Here is a 19,792-nt window from a genome sequence, read left to right as displayed (position 1 = left end):
TAAAAACCAAACAGCTTCTAACCAAAGATCGTTTGTAATAAATTAATATTCCTTCGTTATCTAAGCTAACTTTAGCATAAACATTTTAGATGATATGCATGTTAAGTAAAAGGACGATCTTTGCATACTAACATTGAGATAAAATCTATCAGCACATGATATATTCAAAAATAGCGCTGTCAACTGTACTTTTCGTATTAATGGCACTCACTTGTACAGGCCAGAGTTTTGATCGCCAACTGAGGAATCAAAAGGAAAAGACGCAAAAGGAATTTTTGAAGTTTATTACTGAAATAGGAAGTAAAATAACGGATTCGACCTTAACGACCGAACAGCAAAATGCATTATTTAACCCGATCGTTGCGTATGCTCATAAAGAACATACTGGCTTAACACGATTGCGCAAAAAATACTTTGAAAAAATACAGGCTCCACCAACAGCACTTAATGCATTTATTTTTGATAGCAAGCCTCCTGAGGAACTGTCAAAAATGTTGGAAACCCCACAATTCACGACAGTAACCTTGCTACAGTGTTATCGACCTATCGAAATAGCGCGACTTATCAGCGGAATTATACAACCTATGATTTACCAACAATCGAACATAGGAACAAACGAATCTACAATAGCTTATGCCTTTGGAAATCAAGTCTTCGCTAAACAATTAAAGGAGGAGGTTTGGCAAATTTGGCTAGTAAATAAGCTTTATATGCTTAAGTTCAACCTTAATCTACAAACGATGGTTATCCAAAATTCGGAATATACGCTACCCAATAAAGTGGAATATTTACGACTTGGGATTCCGTTCGTGCCCCAGAAACCAGCCAATGAATTAGAGAAACTCTACCAGGAAATGGATGAAATACGCTGGAACAGCTATTCATCAACTTGGATACAACAACTCAGCCCTCAAGAATGGCAAGATACTATTGATAAGCGATTAGGTACATTTTACCTAAAAAATCAGCCCCACTTCATAAAAGTTCAAAATGAAATACTCAAGGATCTGGAAAAAGCAAGCAATTTGGATACGAACTGGCAAGAATTGCACTTATCTTCCGATGAAAATATACAATTGACAAAAACCTTAAAAAACCATATTTTGCAACCCGATGAAGTTGCACAGCAGCTATTTTCATTTTCAAACGGCATTATCCCCTTTAATCAAGATGTTGAAGAAATTGGAAAAAATGCGATGTCAGGGTTTTTACACTATATCGTTGGACATGAAAAAGACCAGGTGTGGAAAATTAGATCTTTAGGTTATTCCATTGCATTCGAATATAAGTGGGACCTAAAGCAAGGCCGGTTCTCTGAAATAAAAATCTTTCAGAGACCATCCTAGTGTAAATTTCCATTGTGGCTATACTAAACTTTTTTGAATTAGGTATCGATAAAAAATCAGTGCTGAAAACAAAGCCGTCTTTATGTTATCATTTTGTGCTTGGCGCCCCATTTTTCCAACTGACACCAAATAGGGATAAGTTCTGCCGCAATTTCAGTCAATTGATACTCCACTCGAGGGGGCACTTCCGCGTAAGCAATCCTTTTAACCAGTCCTTGCTTTTCCAGCTCTTTGAGCTGCAAAGTGAGCATGCGATCTGTAATCCCTGTAATCAATTGTTTAATCTCACCAAACCGCAGCTTGCCATGCTGTAATTTAGCAAGTATCAACAGCTTCCATCGGCCACCGATCTTACATACAGCATACGCTAAATCACATTCAATAATATACTGTTCATTAATCCTATTGGTTGAATTTTCTTTTCGTTTTCCCATAATTTAAAATCTCTTTAATAGCATACAATCCACTGCAAATAGGGACAAATTTAAGACTTCTACCCTACATCTGTGGCACCACATTCGTCAATAATATGACACAAAGCGAAAGGAGGTTATAGCTCCAAAGCTAATAGTCATCAGCTTTGAAAATAATTTAAAACTGAAATTATGATTATGGAGAAAAACAGCTATTTTAGATTTGGTAATCCAATTATTCATTCCAAATATGCCAGATTCAATTTTAGACTTCGAATATGATCCAACAATTCTATGCCTATCTAAAAATTTTAATGCTATTCATTTTTTTAGATCTTCTAATATTTCTAAGAATACGGTCATTATCAACTTGGAAATCCAATCGAAAGCTACTGAACATAGTCTGGTGGTCTATCAGTATACTTTCCTACCTATCCATATTTCTTAATTTATTTTTTAGATGGACTAGTTTTGAATCTGCCTGTTTGGTATTTTTTCCAGTTTCGTTGCTATTGGGTAAGATAATCTGTCTTTTTTTTATTGGTATTGATGCGGTTGTGCATATTTTCAACGTAATAAACAAACGATTAAAAGAAACTAAATCTTTGCCGAAACAAATTGGAAATCTACCCTCCATAAAAAGATCAGATTTTATAGTCAAAAGTGGTCTCCTGTTAGCCAGTGTCCCCATCGTTGCACTTACACGTGGATTTGCCTTCAATTTGTATAAGTACCAGGTCAACCACCTCGATTTAATTTTACCTAATTTACCGAAATCATTTGAAGGAATTACTATAGCCCAAATTTCCGATATACATGCAGGTAGTCTATTTAATTCAACTGCTGTAAAAAGAGGGATTGACCTTTTGTTAGCACAGAACCCTGACATAATCTTTTTTACCGGGGACCTAATCAATGATTTTGCTGCTGAAATGGAAGATTATTTATCCATATTTGATAAAGTGAAGGCTCCATTAGGTACGTTCTCTATCCTCGGGAACCATGATTATGGAGATTATCATTTTAACAGACATCATTTCTTTGATCACAAGCATTTGACCAAACAACAAAACCTTTCAAATCTCAAATCCATTCATCAACAACTGGGTTGGCAACTACTTCTCAATGAATCGAAAGAACTCGTACTGAATAACGAAAAGATTACGATTATAGGCGTCGAAAATTGGGGCGCAAATAATCCACAAAATTATGGGAATATCGATCTGGCTATGTCTAAAGTAGATAAATCCTCGCCTATCAATTTGATGCTTTCACACGATCCCTCCCATTGGCGCGCAGAGATCCTACCCAAATATCCCACAATCGACGTGACTTTCAGCGGGCATACGCATGGGGGACAATTCGGCTATAACAACCCGAATTATCAGTGGAGTCCGGTCAAATATGCTTACCGCGAATGGGCAGGCCTGTACCGTGAAAAGCATCAGGCACTGTACGTAAATGTTGGCTTCGGTTATCTAGATTATCCAAGCCGAGTTGGGATACTACCGGAGATCACTATATTTCACCTGAAGAGTAAAGGTTAAAGCAAATTAAATACTATCCCTGATGGATTTTTCACCCAGTACATATTTTCGGGTAACTCATTAAATTCATCACAGATTTCAACACAATTTCTAATCGAATTTCCTATCGGCTGGTCTGAAATACCAAGAAGTAGCAATTAGAATAATGTATAATAGTGCCGGAGCCATTAAAGCGAAACAATCTCCCGATGCAATATGCGAATACAAGGCACCGGTAGCCGTAAAGAAAATACCCGCATATGCCCATTCTTTCCAAAGTGGTCTTTTGGGCCAAAGCAAGGCAACCACGGCTAATAGTTTCCAGATTCCTAGTAAAGGAAGTATATAACTCGGATATCCCAAATGGTCTATATTTTGTATCCCACCTGCTCCTTCTGTTTGAATTTTAAAAATCTGTATGATAGCAGTTGACAATAACCCTACAGCCAACCATATGGTTGCTATCCAATAAATTATCCGATTTCTTTTCATAATGCGTTGATTTATTTATTATCCTGTTAATTACTTTACATTCCTAGCCACCTCTCCTATCTTCAACACCCGGTATTATCCTTGCCACCCAAAATAAAGCAGCTCTTTTACTAACCGTTCTTTATTATGTAGCTATTTGACTACAAATATAAGTGTAGTTATGTAACTACGCAATATTATTTTCACTTTTTTAAAGCGAGGCATTGAATACAACGGCTATCCTGCGATACCCCAATTAAACCTGCTAATTATTTTTTCATTTATTTGAGTTAAGATCAATCCGACGTCACATAGTAACAACAAAATAACCGTAGTTACTATTCATCGCTGCGGTGGGCCGGAAATTCTGGAAGGATGCCGTAACATTGTGGCTAAACAAGGAGTCTGCAAGGTAGGTGAAGCCGTCATCACAACTGCAGGCAAGCTAGCCGCTAAATATGTAATTCATACAGTTGGACCAGTGTGGAATGGTGTCATTACACCGTTTCTGATGGCCGATACAACACTTAAGCAGATCAAAATAGTATGTTTGACGATGATACCTTTCTACTGATCAATCAAATAGTAATATAAACCTAGCATAAAACTAAGACTACTCCGCTTCAAATTCCCATCTATATTCATAGGAAGGAACAGGCTTATCAATGTGTGGAAATTGCAGTTTTTTGAGTTCCCTAATATGTTCAAAATCTTTATTTAGAAGTAAATATATACCTGCGTTCTTACCTATTTCTCTTAATATTTCTGGGGTAATCTCTTTTTCTCGACTGTTGGCAGATATGATCATTTTTACAAATTGCTTGCCCGATGAAGTTATATACGGGTTTAGCTTATAGGGCCCCGGAACACCAGTATTTTCGTGAGATTGTCCTGCCAATACATCATTGATATAGATAGCATAGTCTACATTTTTTATTTCATGGTAGAGAAAGTATGATTTTACGACCGAGGCTATTCCGCTATGAGCAACCTCAGCAACCTCATCATTTTCCCTATCTCCACCGCCATTGTTACACGACATAAACAACACAACACAGTACATAGCAATGACGATAATTTTTTTCATTTCGTATTTTCTCCTTATTTTTAAAACTGTCGCAATATTCCTTTGATAGCGATTCTAAGCCAATACGACCAACAAGTTAACAACCCAATTTAAGGCCTTAAAACAAGAAATTGCGGATGGCTATACAGCTTATTAAGATACAAATTAGTCGGAATAAAATGGGCTATACAGGTTATTTTTTTACAGGAGAAGTAAGAAAAGTGTAACCATATATCAACCTCTTGGCCGTATTTAAAAGAAAGAGAAACGTCCATCTTTTTAAAATTCTTTATAAGTCACTAGAATTCACGATATTTGGAAAAATAAACACCCTACCAGTATCTGTTTAAAACATTGGTTATCCAATAGCTGGATAACCTTTTTTTGTAAGAAGCTATCCTGAAGTTGCCCCACTCTCAATATAGCATGTCTAACAGTATGTAAACACAGCTTCACGATTGTTCGGCTGTCATCTATCTCGGTAAACTTTCGGGACGGCGCATACGATAAGAAGTCCCTGTGATGGCGTGCAAAAAGGCCTCAATATCTTTTATTTCATCTTTTGTCAGATTTAGGGGTTGCATCAATGGATCAGTTACAGGATAAAGTGGATCTTTTGCTTTCTGCTCAGCAGTAGCGGAATTCATCTGCATACCACTATTGTACATATTCAACAGACCGGTCATATTCCAAAACAATCCGTTGTGCATCCACGGATCGGTATTCATCACGTCACGTAGGGATGGTGTACGAAAACGTCCTACATCAGCAGGATCCTTTGTAATCTCGTATCGTCCCAGGTCCTGATATTTCCGTTTGTAATAGGTGAGACCAATATTGTGGTACAGATCATCGGTAAAAAATTGACCATTATGACAATTCATACAGCGCGCTTTGGTGCGAAATAAATGAAGACCGCGAACTTCCTGATCTGACAACACTTTATAATTGCCATCTAAAAACTCATCAAAACGACTTCGCCTACTTGTTAATGTCCGTTGAAAAGCACTCAAGGCTTTCAGCACCTCTGGCATCGAATAATCGGCTTCCCCGAAAGCATCCACAAACAATTTGTTGTATGCGGAAATGGCCTTTAGCTTGGGAATCAGTTTTGTCAATTCCATATCCATTTCATGATGAGCCTCAATAGGCCCCAAGGCTTGTTCCTCCAATGAACCAGCACGACCGTCCCAAAACAATTCCTTGCGTGCATACACATTGAGCAAAGATGGCGTATTACGCGTGCCTTCAAGATGATCATTACCAACTGGTACGGTAAGCTTGTCAGCCCAGGAAGTCTGGGGGTTGTGGCAGCTACTACAGGATATTTGATTGCTTCCCGATAGAATGGGGTCAAAAAAAAGATATTTCCCCAACTTCACATCAGGCTTTTCCATTAAAGAAAAATAGCCGGTATCGATCTTGGGTAGGGACTTAAATTCATTCCAATGAGCCCCTACATCAATTGTTGGTTTTGGCCATTCGCTCACCGGCCGTCGATAATAAAGCTGTATCTCATCATCAAAGGTTTGCTGTTGATCTTTCATAGAAAGCAAACCCACAAAACAAACAATAGTGGCCAATACACAAAACTGCTTTTTCATTCTCTCTTAATTATGCTTATAAACAAGTACGATAACTATTTTAAAATATATAAGAAACCCCCAATTTACCCAGAAACCAATTTTTACCCGGTACACTTGACAACGTATAGTCTATCGGTACCAAATTACCCCTACACTGATAATCCATCTGGAGCTGTATGCTCCAATTGTTCTTTGCATGATGCGTGCCCCATACCCAGGACATATTCCAGCTATTACGTGGAGCGGTGTCGTAAAGATAATCTTGATACAGTATCTGCTTTCCAAAATCCCCTGTATTCAACTCAGATACGTAGAGATTATGGCTTGGTGACCATTGTTTAGTATAGCCGATTGTTCCTATTATGTCGGCCGACTGGCCGAGCCGGAATGTTCGATTCAGTCCCAGTCCCAGTTTAACTTGATCAAATTCCATTTGGTTACCACTAACACCATCTTTTTTCTCGGTCTTATACATACCAGCATGGCCTTCAAACAAATACTGATGTACGGCTAATTGAGTTTTAAACGAAATTTCATGCCGACGATAGGTGTAGTTATTTGCTAGATAACTATAATTAAAATCCTGTCCATTTTCAATTTGTCCCTGCAGCGCTACTCTTAGCAATCGCTTACGATGCATCTGCCGGCTCCATAAAAAATCGATTGATCCGATATCTTTTTTATAATCATTTAAGGACAAATAGGTCTGTTTTGAGTTATCATTTCGTCTGAATGATTGTTCTTCATTTAGATAGCGACTATTAAAATAGATCTTATTCCTATCATTGGGTTTCAGCAAGATATGCGCGCCGACGCCTTTACGGTGAATAATATCGTTGTAATTGATCTCTTTTAGTCGCTCACTCGCACTTCCAAAACCGTTCATCATCCAATTGACATACAATGGGTCTTCTGTATTGGTTGTATACTTGTCATTTTTATAGCCCACGTTGACCCGTTCAGAACCATATCCCCAAATACCAGCAATATGATAAGAAAGTGTTGGCAGATTGTGACCAACACTCAATTCAAACTGCAGGTTCATATCTTTGATATCGCCTCTGGGATCATTATTGGAGTAGTGAGAGCCTAATCGATAATCGATGCCCAGGGAAATCGGGAGCTTAGCATCGAAGAATGCTCTTTGGATTCCCGCATTGAGCTTATAGGTCTCTCGACTGTATTTATTTTTTCGCAACGAACCAAAATACAATGGCGCATCGACATTCCATCGTGACTGATGGCGCAAAGCAGTACTGTCTTCTGCGGAGCGGTCATATGAAAATCTTCCCCAAAAGCTAGTTTTGCGCCAATCGGTCTTCCCTTCCGTATACAATTGGGATTGAATGAGCCCATCAGTTCCTTGCGCCGCCTTAAAGTCCCCTTGCCCCCTGCTGTGCCGAATACCAAATAGAGAAGATCTATTTTTGATTTCCTCAGGAATCCATACCCTATTTCGTATGGCCATATCATGCATTATTACAAATGATGGCTGATACCAATAGGTCAAAGCTGCTGTTGAATCTAAAGAATTAGACGTACTCTGCCCGAAGACAGCGTGGTGGGCTAAGAAAGCCCCCAAAAATAACATGATGTATCTCACACTTTTCATTCAGGTATTTTTTATAAAATACCAGCTTTCCAACGAAAAAGCTGGTATTGGGAATAACCGTTTTTCATTAATCACCAAATCCAAATGGATTTGCTTTTATCGCGATAAAATCTTCTGTGGAATTATTTGTATCTTTTAATTTACGAACTCCATTGTTCGTTTTTTCGGTTTTGCGAATTACAGATTGCGATGAATAGCCACCTAATGGTGCGAAAGTAAAACCTGCATCCTGTGACGCCGTCAATTTTTTAGGAATTCTCGCGTCCTTGGTGTTTGGCTGTACTTCTACGGCATCCATAATCCAACCGACAGGTAACTGTCTGTATTTTTTTGCGGTGGAAGTCGGAACACTGATGGACGGTTCCGCATAGCTCTTCAAATTCTCCACATCTGAACGATTCGCGTGCTTAAAAATAACATAAGCATCCCGTCCTAAATTATCCAATATCCAGTCATTCCCCGTATAATCCAATATCTCCACATTGGGAACAGCCGGATTGTCAATATCTGTTGCAAAAGGAGTTTTGCCAGGGATATCTCCAAAATAAACCTCAAAATTAGCTTTACTCAGATCTACTGTAAGATCCGGATTCTTGATGGCTACTTCTTTTCCATTATTACCAACAAACGGTGCTTTATGGTTTAGCGCATTTTGCGCAATTACAATGCTTTTACCAGGTTCCACTGGATAGGTCTTTCCATTGCCAGGAATCATAAATAAATCTCTTAAGTAAACATAGTCTGTATTTTCTGATTCGTAGCCGCCCATTCCTGAAGATTTACTCCAATCCAATTGGCCATTGGGTTGATAGTAATCGGATTGACTGGTCGGAGATTGCCTTCCCCATAACCGGCCAAAGTAAAGACTATCGGCATATAAAACACGTTCTGTATTATTGTAAACTTCAAAAAACTGATCCCTGAATACCGCTCCTTCTTTATTATCAGAACCCGCATAGTAAATCTGCTTGATGACAAAGTCGCCCAATAGACCTGCAACCAATTCCATATCCAAAGTCGTAGAACTGGTTAAACTGATTTTTTTCAGCGAAGCATTGAATGTCACGTCTTCAATACTTGATTCTCCTGTCAAACTGTTGTATTGCGCTTTGGGTATCGTAATAGAAGCATCAATATCATATTCACCCGGTATAATAGAAGTCAGGTTGACCACACCTTGGGACGAAGAATATGTAGCACTGGTTTTTGTTGCCAGATTGGTTATCTTAACAATAACCTTGCTTAAGTCCAACTTGGTATTAAAATTTTCAGAAGCATATTTTAAATTCAGCTTAATATCCAGCGGCTGTACACCGGATGTATTATCTTTTTTACAGGAGATAAAAGGTAAAAAGAGAAAAGGAATTAAGTAACGGGTTTTCATTGTGTTTAGTTTTTATGTTAAAATTTATAAGTCAGTTGGGCGCCATAGTTGGGAGATGAATTTGGGGCTTGCACTGAAGAAGCTCCTTCCCTATAAAAGCGCGGTTGGTAATCCAGAAAATTATAGACGTTAAATGACAGGTAAATATTCTTGCCTATTTCCTTGGCCATATTGAGACCAAAGTTCCAGTAGATGTAGTTGTTTTCAATATTTACCAAGTCAGCTTCATTTTTCCTTGCTGTGTATAATTCGAGATGCTTCGGATTGTTTATATCAAATTGGTCAATGGTATGATACGTATAATCACGTGTATAATATCCTACAGGAATAATATCTCGGTAATTAGATTTATTGTAGTTTAATAATTCACAGTCTGCACTCAGTTCAATAATCAAACGCAAAGCGGGAAAATGAGTTGAACTTCGTAACTGCGCTCGACTTAAATAGTTCTTGGTAGATTTGGACGGAAAAAATCCAAGGATAACGTCATCTAACGCTGTCTTTTCGGCATTAAAATTCAAACGGCTCAGCGCACTGGAACTAGAATTGGCTAGGGTAAATGCGGCAGTAGCGGAGAAAGTTGTCATAATCTGTTGAATTCTAGGTGTAGAATACATGACTTCCGCACCAATATTGGACGATTTATTACTATTGGCGAAGTACAGATTGGACATTAAATAGCTTCTCGTCCCCGTCTGTTCAACTATTGGTTTACCCCCGGGCACCGCAGTAGCCGAATAGGTAGGCAAGTCAATGAGTTGATCAGCCGTAACCGTGTTGATTCCGCGCGTATTTTTTTTATAGAAAAGATTCGTACGTAGTTGATGCCCATTCTTATGCCATGAAAACGATGATTCCAGCGTTTGCCCTACACTACTTTTGAGATTGCTATTATCTTTTTCATAACGCCGCAAGTAAATCAATGCCATACTTTCGTCAACCTTACCATTATAAGAGTTGAGCAATATAATTTCATCAAAAGTAGGCCCGGGATATAGTTGTGCTAATCCAGGAGATTTGAAGGATAAGCCGTATGCTAGCCCAATCTGAGTTGATTTAGAAAGTGAATAATTGATGTTGGTTCTTGGAGAGATGGAAGAGTGACCATTCATAAGATCCCAGCGAACGCCCGCCCGCATGCTAAGATCCCTTCCCCATACTTTTGTCCGCATAGCATCCTCTGCATACAAGCCCAGGTTTTGCAAAGCGTTTGTTAATGAAAAATCATAATACCTATCCGATCTCGCTCCAAGATCCTTTTTGGGAATAGAAGGATCTGCAATTCGCCCCTTTCCACGGTTGATGTCATAACTATAGTTACTTCCAAAGTTTATTTTGTGGATAATATCGCCGGTAATTGCGATGGCATTTCCTTCCAATCGGGCATTTAAATTCAATGGTCTATTATCCACATGATCTAGCGCAGTATACTGACCAGGTGCATATTGTCCTTCTACAATTCCAGTTTGCACAGAATCGGTATAAAGCACGACTGCACCATTATAGTAATACTCCCGATAGGTTTTCTGCAGTGTTGAACTTATTCCTGCATTGAGACTAATGCTTTTAAGGAATTTATGGTCCAATTTGTAACTGGTTCGGCTAGCAGCATTCCAACCCCAGCCGCCAAAAGAAATGGCATTCGAGAGTGGGTCATCTGGATCTTTTCGGACCTGATCAATAACTTTATTGTAAGAGCCTGAGAAGGTTTGTTTCAGACGCTTATCTGCGCCAAAATAGTTTGTCCATATCAAAGTTCCGTTTACGCGGTCGTATTGTTTCAGCTTATCTCTATTGTCTGCGTAAGACTGCACATAACCTAAATCCACATTAATTGTCCCAAGCTTCTTTCCGAGCTGCATTCCCTTAGACAGACCATATGAAGTTGCATTGCTCCGCACTTGAAGCCTAAAAAAAGCCGGAGTCTTGCCTGCCTGCCTTTCGATAATAACGGCACCATTTGATAAATCGCCATAGCGTGCCGGTGCTACGCCAGAAATAACTTCCAAATGTTCGATATTTTCTATCGGAATCTGACGCAGATCCAGACCGCTAAACACGTTTTCTCCAGAATAGAATTTTCCCGTTGTCGGTCGACCGGTTAAACCATAATCTGAAGGTCTAATTGCATTCGTTGCGGAAGACATGCCAAATATTCCAGCGTTCCGCCCTTGCATATTTCCATTGTTACCCAAAACCATGTCATCCATTATGATAGCGACACCAAAGGAGTTATTCAGTTCATTCGCGTCTCGCGATCGTCCTGTAGTCTCACTAAAAGCACCTCTCAGCGTCAGATTTTGCATCTCCTGCACAGAAGGGGCTGTATTCTTCCGGTTTGGCAATCGGTTCAGCAGATCGTTTAAACTTAGCGCCGGATAACGTTCAATCATTTCGCGATCAAATACGAGTGATGAGTTGCTCAACTCCCCTCTCTTCGCCTGTACCCCAACTTCTTCAAGAGCAAGACTCATATCTTGCAACAAAAAATTTTCAATCTTTTGCATCGAATCTAACAGGACTGTCCTTTCAACTTTTTTCTTACCAATGTAGGAAACCGATAGCGTAACAAGTTTGCCATACTGCTCTTTAGGGATGGTTAAACGATATTCACCACGCCCATCGCTCATACTGGAGAATCCTAACTGATCCAAAATAACGGTACTTCCCAATAGGACTTTCTTATTACTATCAGTGATCTTTCCCCGGATGTATATCGACTGTGCATGCGCAACTGCAATTGTGTAAAATAAAATAAAACTAGTCCAATAGAGCTTTTTCATAAGTGAGAATAAAAGCGCACAAAAAGGCATATCTATTTAAAATGATTCTAAACAGATGCAAATGTAACGTATTTTAACACAGTATTTCAAATTATTTTTAATAATTCTAAATAAACTACTGCATAAAAAATTAAATATGAACTAGAAAGACGCAAAAAACAGAATACTGACACGGATAATTTTTACTTCGAAATTGTGCGTAATGCTTTTCGAATAATGTAGTGTGTTTCCTTGGTATTACTTTCTTCTTCCCAACGATGACAAAGTGCTCTAACAAAACCAGGTTGGCTTTTGCTTGCGTCATTCAGCCAATTTGCGACGCTATCCCGAACATATTTTGAAGGATCGGATTTTAGCGGTTCTAAAATAGGCAAGGCTAGACTTGGTTCCTGCTTCAACCGATCGATGTGCTTACACCATACGCCCCTCGGTCGGGTCGACTCCGTAGCAAAACGCCTCACATTTTCATCCTTCTCCATCGCCCATAGGCTCAGATAGGTAATGCTCCTGTCCAAATCAAAAGCTATCCTATTACGGATGGCCATCCAGCTGATTTCTCGTACACCAAAATGTGTATCTGCAGCAAAAGGACGTATTGATGAAAGCAGTTCCTCAATTTCAAGCTGTTTATCATTTCCAATCGCGTAGGTCGCCCAGCAACGCACGATATCTGCAGGATGATTGGATAATATTGTCAGAAAGGTATTATCACGATTTTGTGTAATCATGTCGAACAGCGCACGTCCGATCGTTTCATTGATGGAATTTACCGTCGGTTTCTGTAACTGCTCCAACAGCAGCAAGATTGGCTTTAAGTAGTGAATGCGCGCATTCTGCTGAAGAATGTGCTCAAGTAAAAGCCGTTGGTCAACAGCTAGCCACTCTACAAGATTTGCAGTTTCAATTTCACCGCGGTTCAGACTGGCTAGGCAGTCTATTGAAATATCAGCTGTCCGCCTTGCCCCTTTACGTTGTACTTTGCTCATAGCTGTATGATTAACGCATCAATATTAGTCTTAGCTCGGGATTACAGTAAGGACACCAGTTGCCGCGGAAAAAGGCCACGCTAACCGTTCCATTCTCCAGAAGTTTTCCGAGCTCAATTTTGCTATGCAGCGAATTCATCAAACTAAAATTCGGGACCTTGTCCCCGATCTGCAGGCTCTTTTCGGTTAGATCGCCAGACTGAAAATCCTGAATGGATCTGCCAAATATTTCCTTTATTTCAAGACGAAGATTAGCTAAATTCGCATTTAATTTAGCAATTTTGTGTTCTAAATTTTTCATGATGCTGTACGTTATTTCTGCAAAGTTTTAAAAGTAAATGCACAATCACAATACCGCATATTATTATCCCTATGGGGCAAAAAAGTCAATTTTATGAGTATAACAGAGAAAGCAATAAAACAAAAAATATGTCCATTGGAATTTGCCGTCAATGCGATTAGCGGGAAATGGAAAATTCCGATTGTCTGGCGTATCAATGAAGGGGAAAAACGCCCAAGTGAAATGCTTCGTGGTATTGCAACAGTTGATAGACGGGTGCTAAACCAACAATTGGCCGAAATGGTCAATGATGGTATTTTAAGTAAACAATCTTTCCATGAGCTTCCTCCCAGAGTGGAGTATTCATTGACACCCTTAGGGAAAAGTTTAGTGGAAGTACTCTGGAAATTAAATGCCTGGGGAGAACTTTTATTGGAAAATTCCAATAAAAATTAGCACAAAGGGGCAGATTCGAGCCACACACCGATGCGCTATTTGTACGAAATGCGTTCGCCCCAGCTATGACAGCTATTTACGAAAACTGCAAAACACAAAATGCTGTTTCGTGTCGAAGGGTGTTATATGGTCAATAGTCATACATTCAATTTTCCTAAAACATGTCTGGAATAAATCGCTTATTGATTGTGCTGAATACTGTTTAATAGTAATGCCACTACATTTCTTTGGCCCCTGTTCAGAAAAAGTTCCAACGACTAAAATACCTCCCACCGCAATTGATTGATCTGCGATTTTGATGTAACGATCAATCTCCTGGCGAACAGTCAAAAAATGAAAGGTGGCCCGATCATGCCAAAAATCATAAGTTGCGTCGGGAACGAAATCCAAGATATCCGAAACAATCCATTTGACTTTAGTCGCCTCATCCCCTAATCGCTTCTTCGCTCGTTCAATTGCAGCGTTGGATATATCCAATACAGTAATATCTTCAAATCCTGCTTTCAGCAAGAAATCAACCAGGAAACTGTCACCACCACCTATATCGATGATTTTCGCCTTTTTTGGAAGGTTAGCTTGCTCTATAAAATGTAGCGATGCTTCTGGATTGGGCTGATACCAGCTCACTGATTCCAGCGGCTTGTTTTCGTATATGTCTTCCCAATGCTTCTTTCGATTAAAATTTTCCATCTGTCTATTGTCCTGGTAAAATTTGATGATTGATATCTAATGCCCTAAGGTTTAGGGCAAAATTTTTAGCTCCTTAAAGACTTTCCGCGTATCTCTTTGCGGCAGCGCGAGAAATCAGGACGATTGAACTTGCGGTCCTGAATAAGCCGCGTTGCAAAGAAATAAATCTTTTCTTTTTGCTCAACATAACCTATCCACCATCCGGTATTGATCTGATTGGCCATAGTCCATCCCGTTTTAGACCAAACTGTACCCGCAATCCTGTCTATTCGAAAATATCCATATTTTCATCATAAATAGGGCTTTTCATATCCAGAAATTTCAACACACTGTGAAATACGTGATTTTGGGTCAACGTTTTATTTGGTTTCAACTGTTTTGAATGATCAGAAACCCAAACAATAAAGGGAATCTCGTATTGCTCTTTTGGTGCAATGCTCATCGGCAATCCGTGCATATACAGGTTATTTTCACCCAGCGATTCGCCATGGTCCGAGACGAACAACATGGCACTATTATAGTCCTTCAATTGTTTTAGATCCTCAATCAGATTATGTAAAATATAATCTGTATAAACAACGGTGTTATCATAAGCATTGATCAACTCTTCTTTAGAACAGTTCCCGAGTTCAACACTATTGCATACAGGTTTAAACAGCTCGAATTGAGCGGGATATTTTTTGCTATATGTTGGCCCATGGCTTGTACTTGTGTGGAGCACAACAAAAATTTTATCTTTTTTACTGGAGGATATTCGCTCCTTTAGACCTGTTAAAAGTACCTCATCGTAAGCACATCCTTCACCCTTACAATTTGTGGCAAGTTGATCATTTGTTTCATATTCTTTAATATGTACAGGTGGCTCCCCCCAATTACTTGTTCGCCAGATCACATCGACATCATTTCTATAGAGATAGTTCGGCAGGATTTCGTACAAATCATCTGTATTTTTATGCTCCAATATACATTTTACTCCTGCTGTCGTATAGGTGGAGCAAGAAGTTGCGTCAAAATGATAAAGATTGGGTGTTTTGGAAAGTAGCGGATTTGTATTCTTTTGATAGCCATATAAGGAAAAGTTATCCCTTCGAGCAGATTCACCAATAACAAGGACAACCACTGTCTTTTTGTGGTCAGTTATCGTCGCATCTGGCAATAAAATCTCTTTTTTATTTTTTTGATGTTCGTGAATGTAAAAACGCGAAATATTGACGGTATAAGACCACGGCATGGCAAGTGCGCCCAAAGTCTTCGAATTCTTGTCGATCCATAACCAATTTGCCGCATTGGCGAATATTAAAATAACGATAAATAATAGCGAAAGTGACGAAGTGATAAAGAACTTCTTTGGTTTATCCTTTATTATTTTTGCTTTAATAATGAAGATACTGGGAATAATACCGAGAAAAACGAGATAAACGATCAATTTCAGGGAAAAGAAACCGCTGGACTCGGAATAACGGGTATTCAAGATATTGCCGATCATGGTTTCATCCAAAATAACGCTATAGGTATTTACAAAATAAACGGCTACTGAATTGATAAGAAAGAACAACACAAGTATCGATTTCCCGAAGCGACGCGAGGCTGAAAAAAATAGATAAAGTACAAAAGCATTCATTACCAGCATCAAAACCATTAGACTGCCGATGAGAACAATGCCCCCAAAGCTTTTATAATCAACATTTTTAAAAACAAAAGTATAAAATGGAAAATGGAAGAATATAAAATTCAACACACTCATGAAAAGGACAAAATGAACTAGTTTTAAGCTATTTTTTAGCATAAACGGTAATGGTTTTATAAAGTGTACTAATTAAGCAGATAAATGTAAAATAAAATATTAGCAAATTATCATTAATTATTCTATTGACCAATACTATACTGAAAACGAGGAATAATAAAATGAAAATTGGATAATACCGTTGGTCGTTGACCCAATTCCATATTTTAAATTCCCTGCTAAAAAAAATTCCGAGCAGTCCCGAAACATATCCTATAATACAGCCACTAACTACATCTAATGGATAATGTGCTCCCAACGCGACGCGAGATAAAGCAAGCATTAACCCAATACATGTTAAACAAAAAAACCACATTATTTTATAACTCAATCGTTGCGGCATAAAAGCATACATGATAACGGTCAGCGTTGTAAATATCGTAATGGAATGGCCCGAAGGCAAGCTATTGTTACCAAGAAGCATCTTACCAGTAATCAAAAAACTCGTTTGATTAAACACCGCTGCAGGTCGAGGCACAGCAAATGCCACTTTTAAAACAATGGAAAAAAAAGCTGAAATTAGCGATGCTGATATCAATGCTTCCCATAATTTAGGCGCATATAATACAAAAACACTCAATAGTGACAGGCTAATTAAACAATCTCCAAACTGTGTAAAATTAGACTCAAGATTTGGATATTGTCCGAGGTAAGCATTTATTGTGAAAAAGCTATTCTTCTGAATGACCGTATAGCCATATACATTCAATGCATGATTAAAATAGAGAAATAGAATGAGCAGAACTAATAGAAGTATAGGTAGAAAGAACAAGGGTTTTCTAAGCCTAGCATAATTATGGGTTATCGTCGAATTCATATTCATCGTCTACTCGTCTTTTAATCGAGTAAAGAACGGTTCGAATTCTGTAGAAATTTAGAATTTTAAGCTTGAACATATTTTGTTTAATCTATTGGATCCCTTTGCCGTTAGGTCAGGAACGTTCTATATATTGATAAATGCCAAGTCGGTCCATATGCATGGCATATTTTGACGGGTGCGTTTTTTCCATTTGCCGGTATCTGTCGCTTGATATTGTTATTACGGATGTTGCCATGGACTGCGATACCCTCTCTGCAATAATTGAGTTGCTTCAGGGTCATTAATACATATTTTTTGCGTAGGATCATAAATCAGGGGCCGATTCAACTGCATCGACAAATTGGCTAATATGCAACTTGCGGTGGAGATATAGCCTTCTTCAATATCGGCTACAGGTAGGTGATTATTTTCAATTGCTGATAAAAGATCGAGCATGTGTCGTCGCGTTGCCGGAGCTGTATGCAGTTCTATTCGATGCTCTTCCAGATCTTTAGGAAACGTCTCTTTTTCTAAGATAACATCCTTTCGGATAGTCTCACCTTCTCCGATGGGAATGAACTCATATTTTATCACACTTCCCTTTAAAGTACCTTTGTCACCGTATATAACAAATGCCCAAGGATATTCAGGGTCTGTTGCTGCTCCCCATGTCCTATGCTGCCAGACACAGTTAAGATCTTCGTATTCAAATAGAGCGGTCTGCGTATCTGCAATCGTCGATTTGCCTTCTTTTTGGACATAAATACCGCCTTTGGCACTCACGCTTTTGGGCCATTTAAGTTGCAAAAGCCAACGTACCGTATCAAACATATGCATTCCCATATCGCCGGTTATCCCATTTCCATAAGCCATAAAGGTTCGCCACCAGCTGCCATGCGGTAAACCATCATAAGCTCGTAAAGGTGCCGGTCCTGTCCATAACTCATAATCTAAGAACTCTGGAACTTGTTGTGTAGGCGGGTTACCATTTTTCCGCATATGATAGTAGCAGCACATCTCCACATGCGAAACCTTACCAAGCAGGCCGCTATCGACCACCCGCTTCTTAGCGTCGATGAGATGCGCCGTACTCCGCCGTTGGGTCCCTACCTGCACTTTCCGGTTATATTTTCTAGCCGCGCGCCATATGGCATCGCCCTCAAGTACATCCACACTGATGGGTTTCTGCAAATAAAGGTGAGCCCCCGCACGCATCGCGTCTATAGCCTGTCTTGCATGCCAGTGATCCGGTGTGCCAATAAGGATAAGATCGAATTTATGGTTAGCGAGCATCTCCCTATAATCTCTATAAAGCTTTGGAACCTTTTTTGAAACCTGGCGCTCAGCAGTTAATCGCCCCGCCTCCTGCAAATGGTTGTCGTCAACATCACATATGGCGATAACATCAACATCCCGAACCTGCATTAAACGGAACAAATCACTCTTCCCATACCAACCCGCACCGATCAATCCGACCCGAAAATTTTTAATCGCATCTTTAAACGACAGACCTTTAACTTGCAAAGCGGATAAAGTTAAGACTGCTCCCGCTCCTTGAATAAATTTTCTCCGATTTAGATTGAACATAGACACAATTTGCTGGTTTATTACCTAATATAAGAAAAATAAGCAATAAACAATAAAATATTGCATCAACAAGCGCAGCTATAGAGCGGATAATCTGGGAAATTACGGAAAGAAAGGCTCGGAAGATATAGATATTTAACGACTATTAGCAGTCGGGGAATGGATTAAATCGGTTTGATGGACTGAGTCCCGGCTTTGATTAAAGGTTCCGGGACTGTGCCAATTTTCTTATAGACTAAAACTATTCAAAAAACTCTCTAATTCTTCAATTGCTACATTATTTGCTGAAGAGACAGTTGCAAATCGATTTGATTCGAGATATTGAATGCTAGTCAAACCATCGTTTTCAAACATGCTCCAGTCAAAAGACGCCAGCCAACCTTTGTAAGGCTTAACCTGCATTTTGGTTCCTAGGTCTTCAATTGATTTTAGGTCGATATAGTTCATCAAATTTAACTTTACCTGATCCGAACCTGGACCGGCTCCGTCGGTAACCATCAAATAAATATTTTGCTCTCCCTTCACATAGTTTGCCGTTGCGTAAGATCCTGACTCCGCATCCTCGAAAGCCGTCACCTCTGTGAGCTTAAATCCGTTGATTTCCGGTTTGAACTTTGCCTTAAAATCTGCCGAACTGATAGGCTTCATCTTTCTCAGCGCTGTTGCTAATTGTTCAACCTTCAATGAGTCTGAATTTACCTGCACATATTCAATGTGTTGAACAGCTAATTGCTCTCCGGCAAATACAGCCTTTGAATTGGCCATGCTCGCTAGGGCCGCACATACCATACTAATTCCTAAATAAGGATACTTCATATTATTATTTCTCTAATCTTTCTCCCCTATAAACAAAAAGCACACCACTCTTTCAGATAACCTTCACTATTTCTTCAAAAATAGTGTAAATTCACGTTTACCAAACAGTTAGAAAATGAAAAGAGAAACCATATACCTAAAAGTAATATTATTTTACGTGGCTTCGCTGGTGTTGTTTGCTTTCGCTGCCGCTGTGACCAAACAGACA

The 19,792-nt window shown here is 39.2% G+C and carries 18 protein-coding genes and 1 pseudogene; 4 read left to right on the top strand and 15 right to left on the bottom strand.

The annotated features are described in order from the left end of the window. Positions 1-155 precede the first annotated feature (155 nt). Positions 156-1,346, top strand: a complete 1,191-nt coding sequence (locus BGP15_RS06220) for a hypothetical protein (protein ID WP_286768986.1) — start codon at positions 156-158, stop codon at positions 1,344-1,346. 80 nt (positions 1,347-1,426) lie between these two features. Here the strand turns inward: BGP15_RS06220 and BGP15_RS06215 are convergent, their stop codons facing one another. Further along, positions 1,427-1,780 carry a winged helix-turn-helix transcriptional regulator gene (locus tag BGP15_RS06215; protein ID WP_046676278.1) on the bottom strand — a complete coding sequence of 118 codons (354 nt, stop codon included), beginning with the start codon at positions 1,778-1,780 and terminating at the stop codon, positions 1,427-1,429. Between the two features lie 257 nt (positions 1,781-2,037). On the opposite strand from BGP15_RS06215, the gene BGP15_RS06210 reads away from it, so the two are divergent. After that, complete coding sequence (locus BGP15_RS06210) at positions 2,038-3,306, top strand: metallophosphoesterase (protein WP_502688433.1); 1,269 nt, start codon at positions 2,038-2,040, stop codon at positions 3,304-3,306. Between the two features lie 90 nt (positions 3,307-3,396). Here BGP15_RS06210 and BGP15_RS06205 read toward each other — a convergent pair whose 3' ends face one another. After that, complete coding sequence (locus tag BGP15_RS06205) at positions 3,397-3,777, bottom strand: DoxX family protein (protein WP_286768984.1); 381 nt, start codon at positions 3,775-3,777, stop codon at positions 3,397-3,399. Positions 3,778-4,051: 274 nt separating this feature from the next. On the opposite strand from BGP15_RS06205, the gene BGP15_RS06200 reads away from it, so the two are divergent. Continuing rightward, a complete protein-coding gene (locus BGP15_RS06200) occupies positions 4,052-4,330 on the top strand; it encodes a macro domain-containing protein (RefSeq protein ID WP_353681979.1) in 279 nt (92 codons plus the stop codon). A 39-nt stretch (positions 4,331-4,369) separates the two neighbouring features. Here the strand turns inward: BGP15_RS06200 and BGP15_RS06195 are convergent, their stop codons facing one another. From BGP15_RS06195 to BGP15_RS06165, 7 genes are all read right to left on the bottom strand, one after another. Beyond that, positions 4,370-4,843 carry a hypothetical protein gene (locus BGP15_RS06195; protein ID WP_286768983.1) on the bottom strand — a complete coding sequence of 158 codons (474 nt, stop codon included), beginning with the start codon at positions 4,841-4,843 and terminating at the stop codon, positions 4,370-4,372. 452 nt (positions 4,844-5,295) lie between these two features. Continuing rightward, complete coding sequence (locus BGP15_RS06190; protein ID WP_286768982.1) at positions 5,296-6,426, bottom strand: cytochrome-c peroxidase; 1,131 nt, start codon at positions 6,424-6,426, stop codon at positions 5,296-5,298. 40 nt (positions 6,427-6,466) lie between these two features. Further along, positions 6,467-8,020, bottom strand: coding sequence for a DUF6850 family outer membrane beta-barrel protein (locus BGP15_RS06185; protein WP_286768981.1), 1,554 nt, complete (start codon positions 8,018-8,020; stop codon positions 6,467-6,469). A gap of 67 nt (positions 8,021-8,087) precedes the next feature. Continuing rightward, positions 8,088-9,404: a DUF4876 domain-containing protein gene (locus tag BGP15_RS06180; RefSeq protein ID WP_286768980.1), complete on the bottom strand. Its 1,317-nt coding sequence runs from the start codon at positions 9,402-9,404 to the stop codon at positions 8,088-8,090. A 17-nt stretch (positions 9,405-9,421) separates the two neighbouring features. After that, positions 9,422-12,187 carry a TonB-dependent receptor gene (locus BGP15_RS06175; RefSeq protein ID WP_286768979.1) on the bottom strand — a complete coding sequence of 922 codons (2,766 nt, stop codon included), beginning with the start codon at positions 12,185-12,187 and terminating at the stop codon, positions 9,422-9,424. 182 nt (positions 12,188-12,369) lie between these two features. Next, a complete protein-coding gene (locus BGP15_RS06170; protein ID WP_112374710.1) occupies positions 12,370-13,173 on the bottom strand; it encodes a DNA alkylation repair protein in 804 nt (267 codons plus the stop codon). A gap of 10 nt (positions 13,174-13,183) precedes the next feature. Then, positions 13,184-13,474 (bottom strand): redoxin family protein, encoded by a 291-nt coding sequence (locus tag BGP15_RS06165; RefSeq protein WP_286768978.1) that lies wholly within the window; start codon positions 13,472-13,474, stop codon positions 13,184-13,186. Between the two features lie 93 nt (positions 13,475-13,567). On the opposite strand from BGP15_RS06165, the gene BGP15_RS06160 reads away from it, so the two are divergent. After that, the gene (locus BGP15_RS06160) at positions 13,568-13,909 is read left to right on the top strand and encodes a winged helix-turn-helix transcriptional regulator (RefSeq protein WP_070560815.1); all 342 of its coding nucleotides are present in this window, start codon (positions 13,568-13,570) and stop codon (positions 13,907-13,909) included. Positions 13,910-13,981: 72 nt separating this feature from the next. Here the strand turns inward: BGP15_RS06160 and BGP15_RS06155 are convergent, their stop codons facing one another. From BGP15_RS06155 to BGP15_RS06130, 6 genes and pseudogenes are all read right to left on the bottom strand, one after another. Then, positions 13,982-14,599 (bottom strand): class I SAM-dependent methyltransferase, encoded by a 618-nt coding sequence (locus tag BGP15_RS06155; RefSeq protein WP_286768977.1) that lies wholly within the window; start codon positions 14,597-14,599, stop codon positions 13,982-13,984. 51 nt (positions 14,600-14,650) lie between these two features. After that, positions 14,651-14,841: pseudogene (locus BGP15_RS06150) on the bottom strand (penicillin-binding transpeptidase domain-containing protein); the annotation flags it as partial. Positions 14,842-14,864: 23 nt separating this feature from the next. After that, the gene (gene eptA, locus BGP15_RS06145; RefSeq protein ID WP_286768976.1) at positions 14,865-16,385 is read right to left on the bottom strand and encodes a phosphoethanolamine--lipid A transferase EptA; all 1,521 of its coding nucleotides are present in this window, start codon (positions 16,383-16,385) and stop codon (positions 14,865-14,867) included. Further along, positions 16,372-17,205: a phosphatase PAP2 family protein gene (locus BGP15_RS06140; RefSeq protein WP_112374706.1), complete on the bottom strand. Its 834-nt coding sequence runs from the start codon at positions 17,203-17,205 to the stop codon at positions 16,372-16,374. Before BGP15_RS06140 ends, eptA begins: the two co-directional genes overlap by 14 nt. A 216-nt stretch (positions 17,206-17,421) precedes the next feature. Further along, positions 17,422-18,768, bottom strand: coding sequence for a Gfo/Idh/MocA family protein (locus BGP15_RS06135; protein WP_286768975.1), 1,347 nt, complete (start codon positions 18,766-18,768; stop codon positions 17,422-17,424). 228 nt (positions 18,769-18,996) lie between these two features. Then, complete coding sequence (locus BGP15_RS06130; protein WP_070560823.1) at positions 18,997-19,584, bottom strand: hypothetical protein; 588 nt, start codon at positions 19,582-19,584, stop codon at positions 18,997-18,999. Positions 19,585-19,792: the final 208 nt, after the last annotated feature.

It is taken from the genome of Sphingobacterium sp. 40-24 (genome assembly GCF_001899705.1).
GTDB lineage: Bacteria > Bacteroidota > Bacteroidia > Sphingobacteriales > Sphingobacteriaceae > Sphingobacterium > Sphingobacterium multivorum.
The sequence above is the reverse complement of the archived record's forward strand: the minus strand, read 5'-3'. Positions and strand labels throughout refer to the sequence as shown.

Bases quoted from the DNA above. Each gene is read 5' to 3' on its own strand.
- BGP15_RS06220 (WP_286768986.1), top strand. From the start codon at position 156: ATGATATATTCAAAAATAGCGCTGTCAACTGTACTTTTCGTATTAATG.
- BGP15_RS06215 (WP_046676278.1), bottom strand. From the start codon at position 1,780: ATGGGAAAACGAAAAGAAAATTCAACCAATAGGATTAATGAACAGTAT.
- BGP15_RS06210 (WP_502688433.1), top strand. From the start codon at position 2,038: ATGATCCAACAATTCTATGCCTATCTAAAAATTTTAATGCTATTCATT.
- BGP15_RS06205 (WP_286768984.1), bottom strand. From the start codon at position 3,777: ATGAAAAGAAATCGGATAATTTATTGGATAGCAACCATATGGTTGGCT.
- BGP15_RS06195 (WP_286768983.1), bottom strand. From the start codon at position 4,843: ATGAAAAAAATTATCGTCATTGCTATGTACTGTGTTGTGTTGTTTATG.
- BGP15_RS06190 (WP_286768982.1), bottom strand. From the start codon at position 6,426: ATGAAAAAGCAGTTTTGTGTATTGGCCACTATTGTTTGTTTTGTGGGT.
- BGP15_RS06185 (WP_286768981.1), bottom strand. From the start codon at position 8,020: ATGAAAAGTGTGAGATACATCATGTTATTTTTGGGGGCTTTCTTAGCC.
- BGP15_RS06180 (WP_286768980.1), bottom strand. From the start codon at position 9,404: ATGAAAACCCGTTACTTAATTCCTTTTCTCTTTTTACCTTTTATCTCC.
- BGP15_RS06175 (WP_286768979.1), bottom strand. From the start codon at position 12,187: ATGAAAAAGCTCTATTGGACTAGTTTTATTTTATTTTACACAATTGCA.
- BGP15_RS06170 (WP_112374710.1), bottom strand. From the start codon at position 13,173: ATGAGCAAAGTACAACGTAAAGGGGCAAGGCGGACAGCTGATATTTCA.
- BGP15_RS06165 (WP_286768978.1), bottom strand. From the start codon at position 13,474: ATGAAAAATTTAGAACACAAAATTGCTAAATTAAATGCGAATTTAGCT.
- BGP15_RS06160 (WP_070560815.1), top strand. From the start codon at position 13,568: ATGAGTATAACAGAGAAAGCAATAAAACAAAAAATATGTCCATTGGAA.
- BGP15_RS06155 (WP_286768977.1), bottom strand. From the start codon at position 14,599: ATGGAAAATTTTAATCGAAAGAAGCATTGGGAAGACATATACGAAAAC.
- eptA (WP_286768976.1), bottom strand. From the start codon at position 16,385: ATGCTAAAAAATAGCTTAAAACTAGTTCATTTTGTCCTTTTCATGAGT.
- BGP15_RS06140 (WP_112374706.1), bottom strand. From the start codon at position 17,205: ATGAATATGAATTCGACGATAACCCATAATTATGCTAGGCTTAGAAAA.
- BGP15_RS06135 (WP_286768975.1), bottom strand. From the start codon at position 18,768: ATGTTCAATCTAAATCGGAGAAAATTTATTCAAGGAGCGGGAGCAGTC.
- BGP15_RS06130 (WP_070560823.1), bottom strand. From the start codon at position 19,584: ATGAAGTATCCTTATTTAGGAATTAGTATGGTATGTGCGGCCCTAGCG.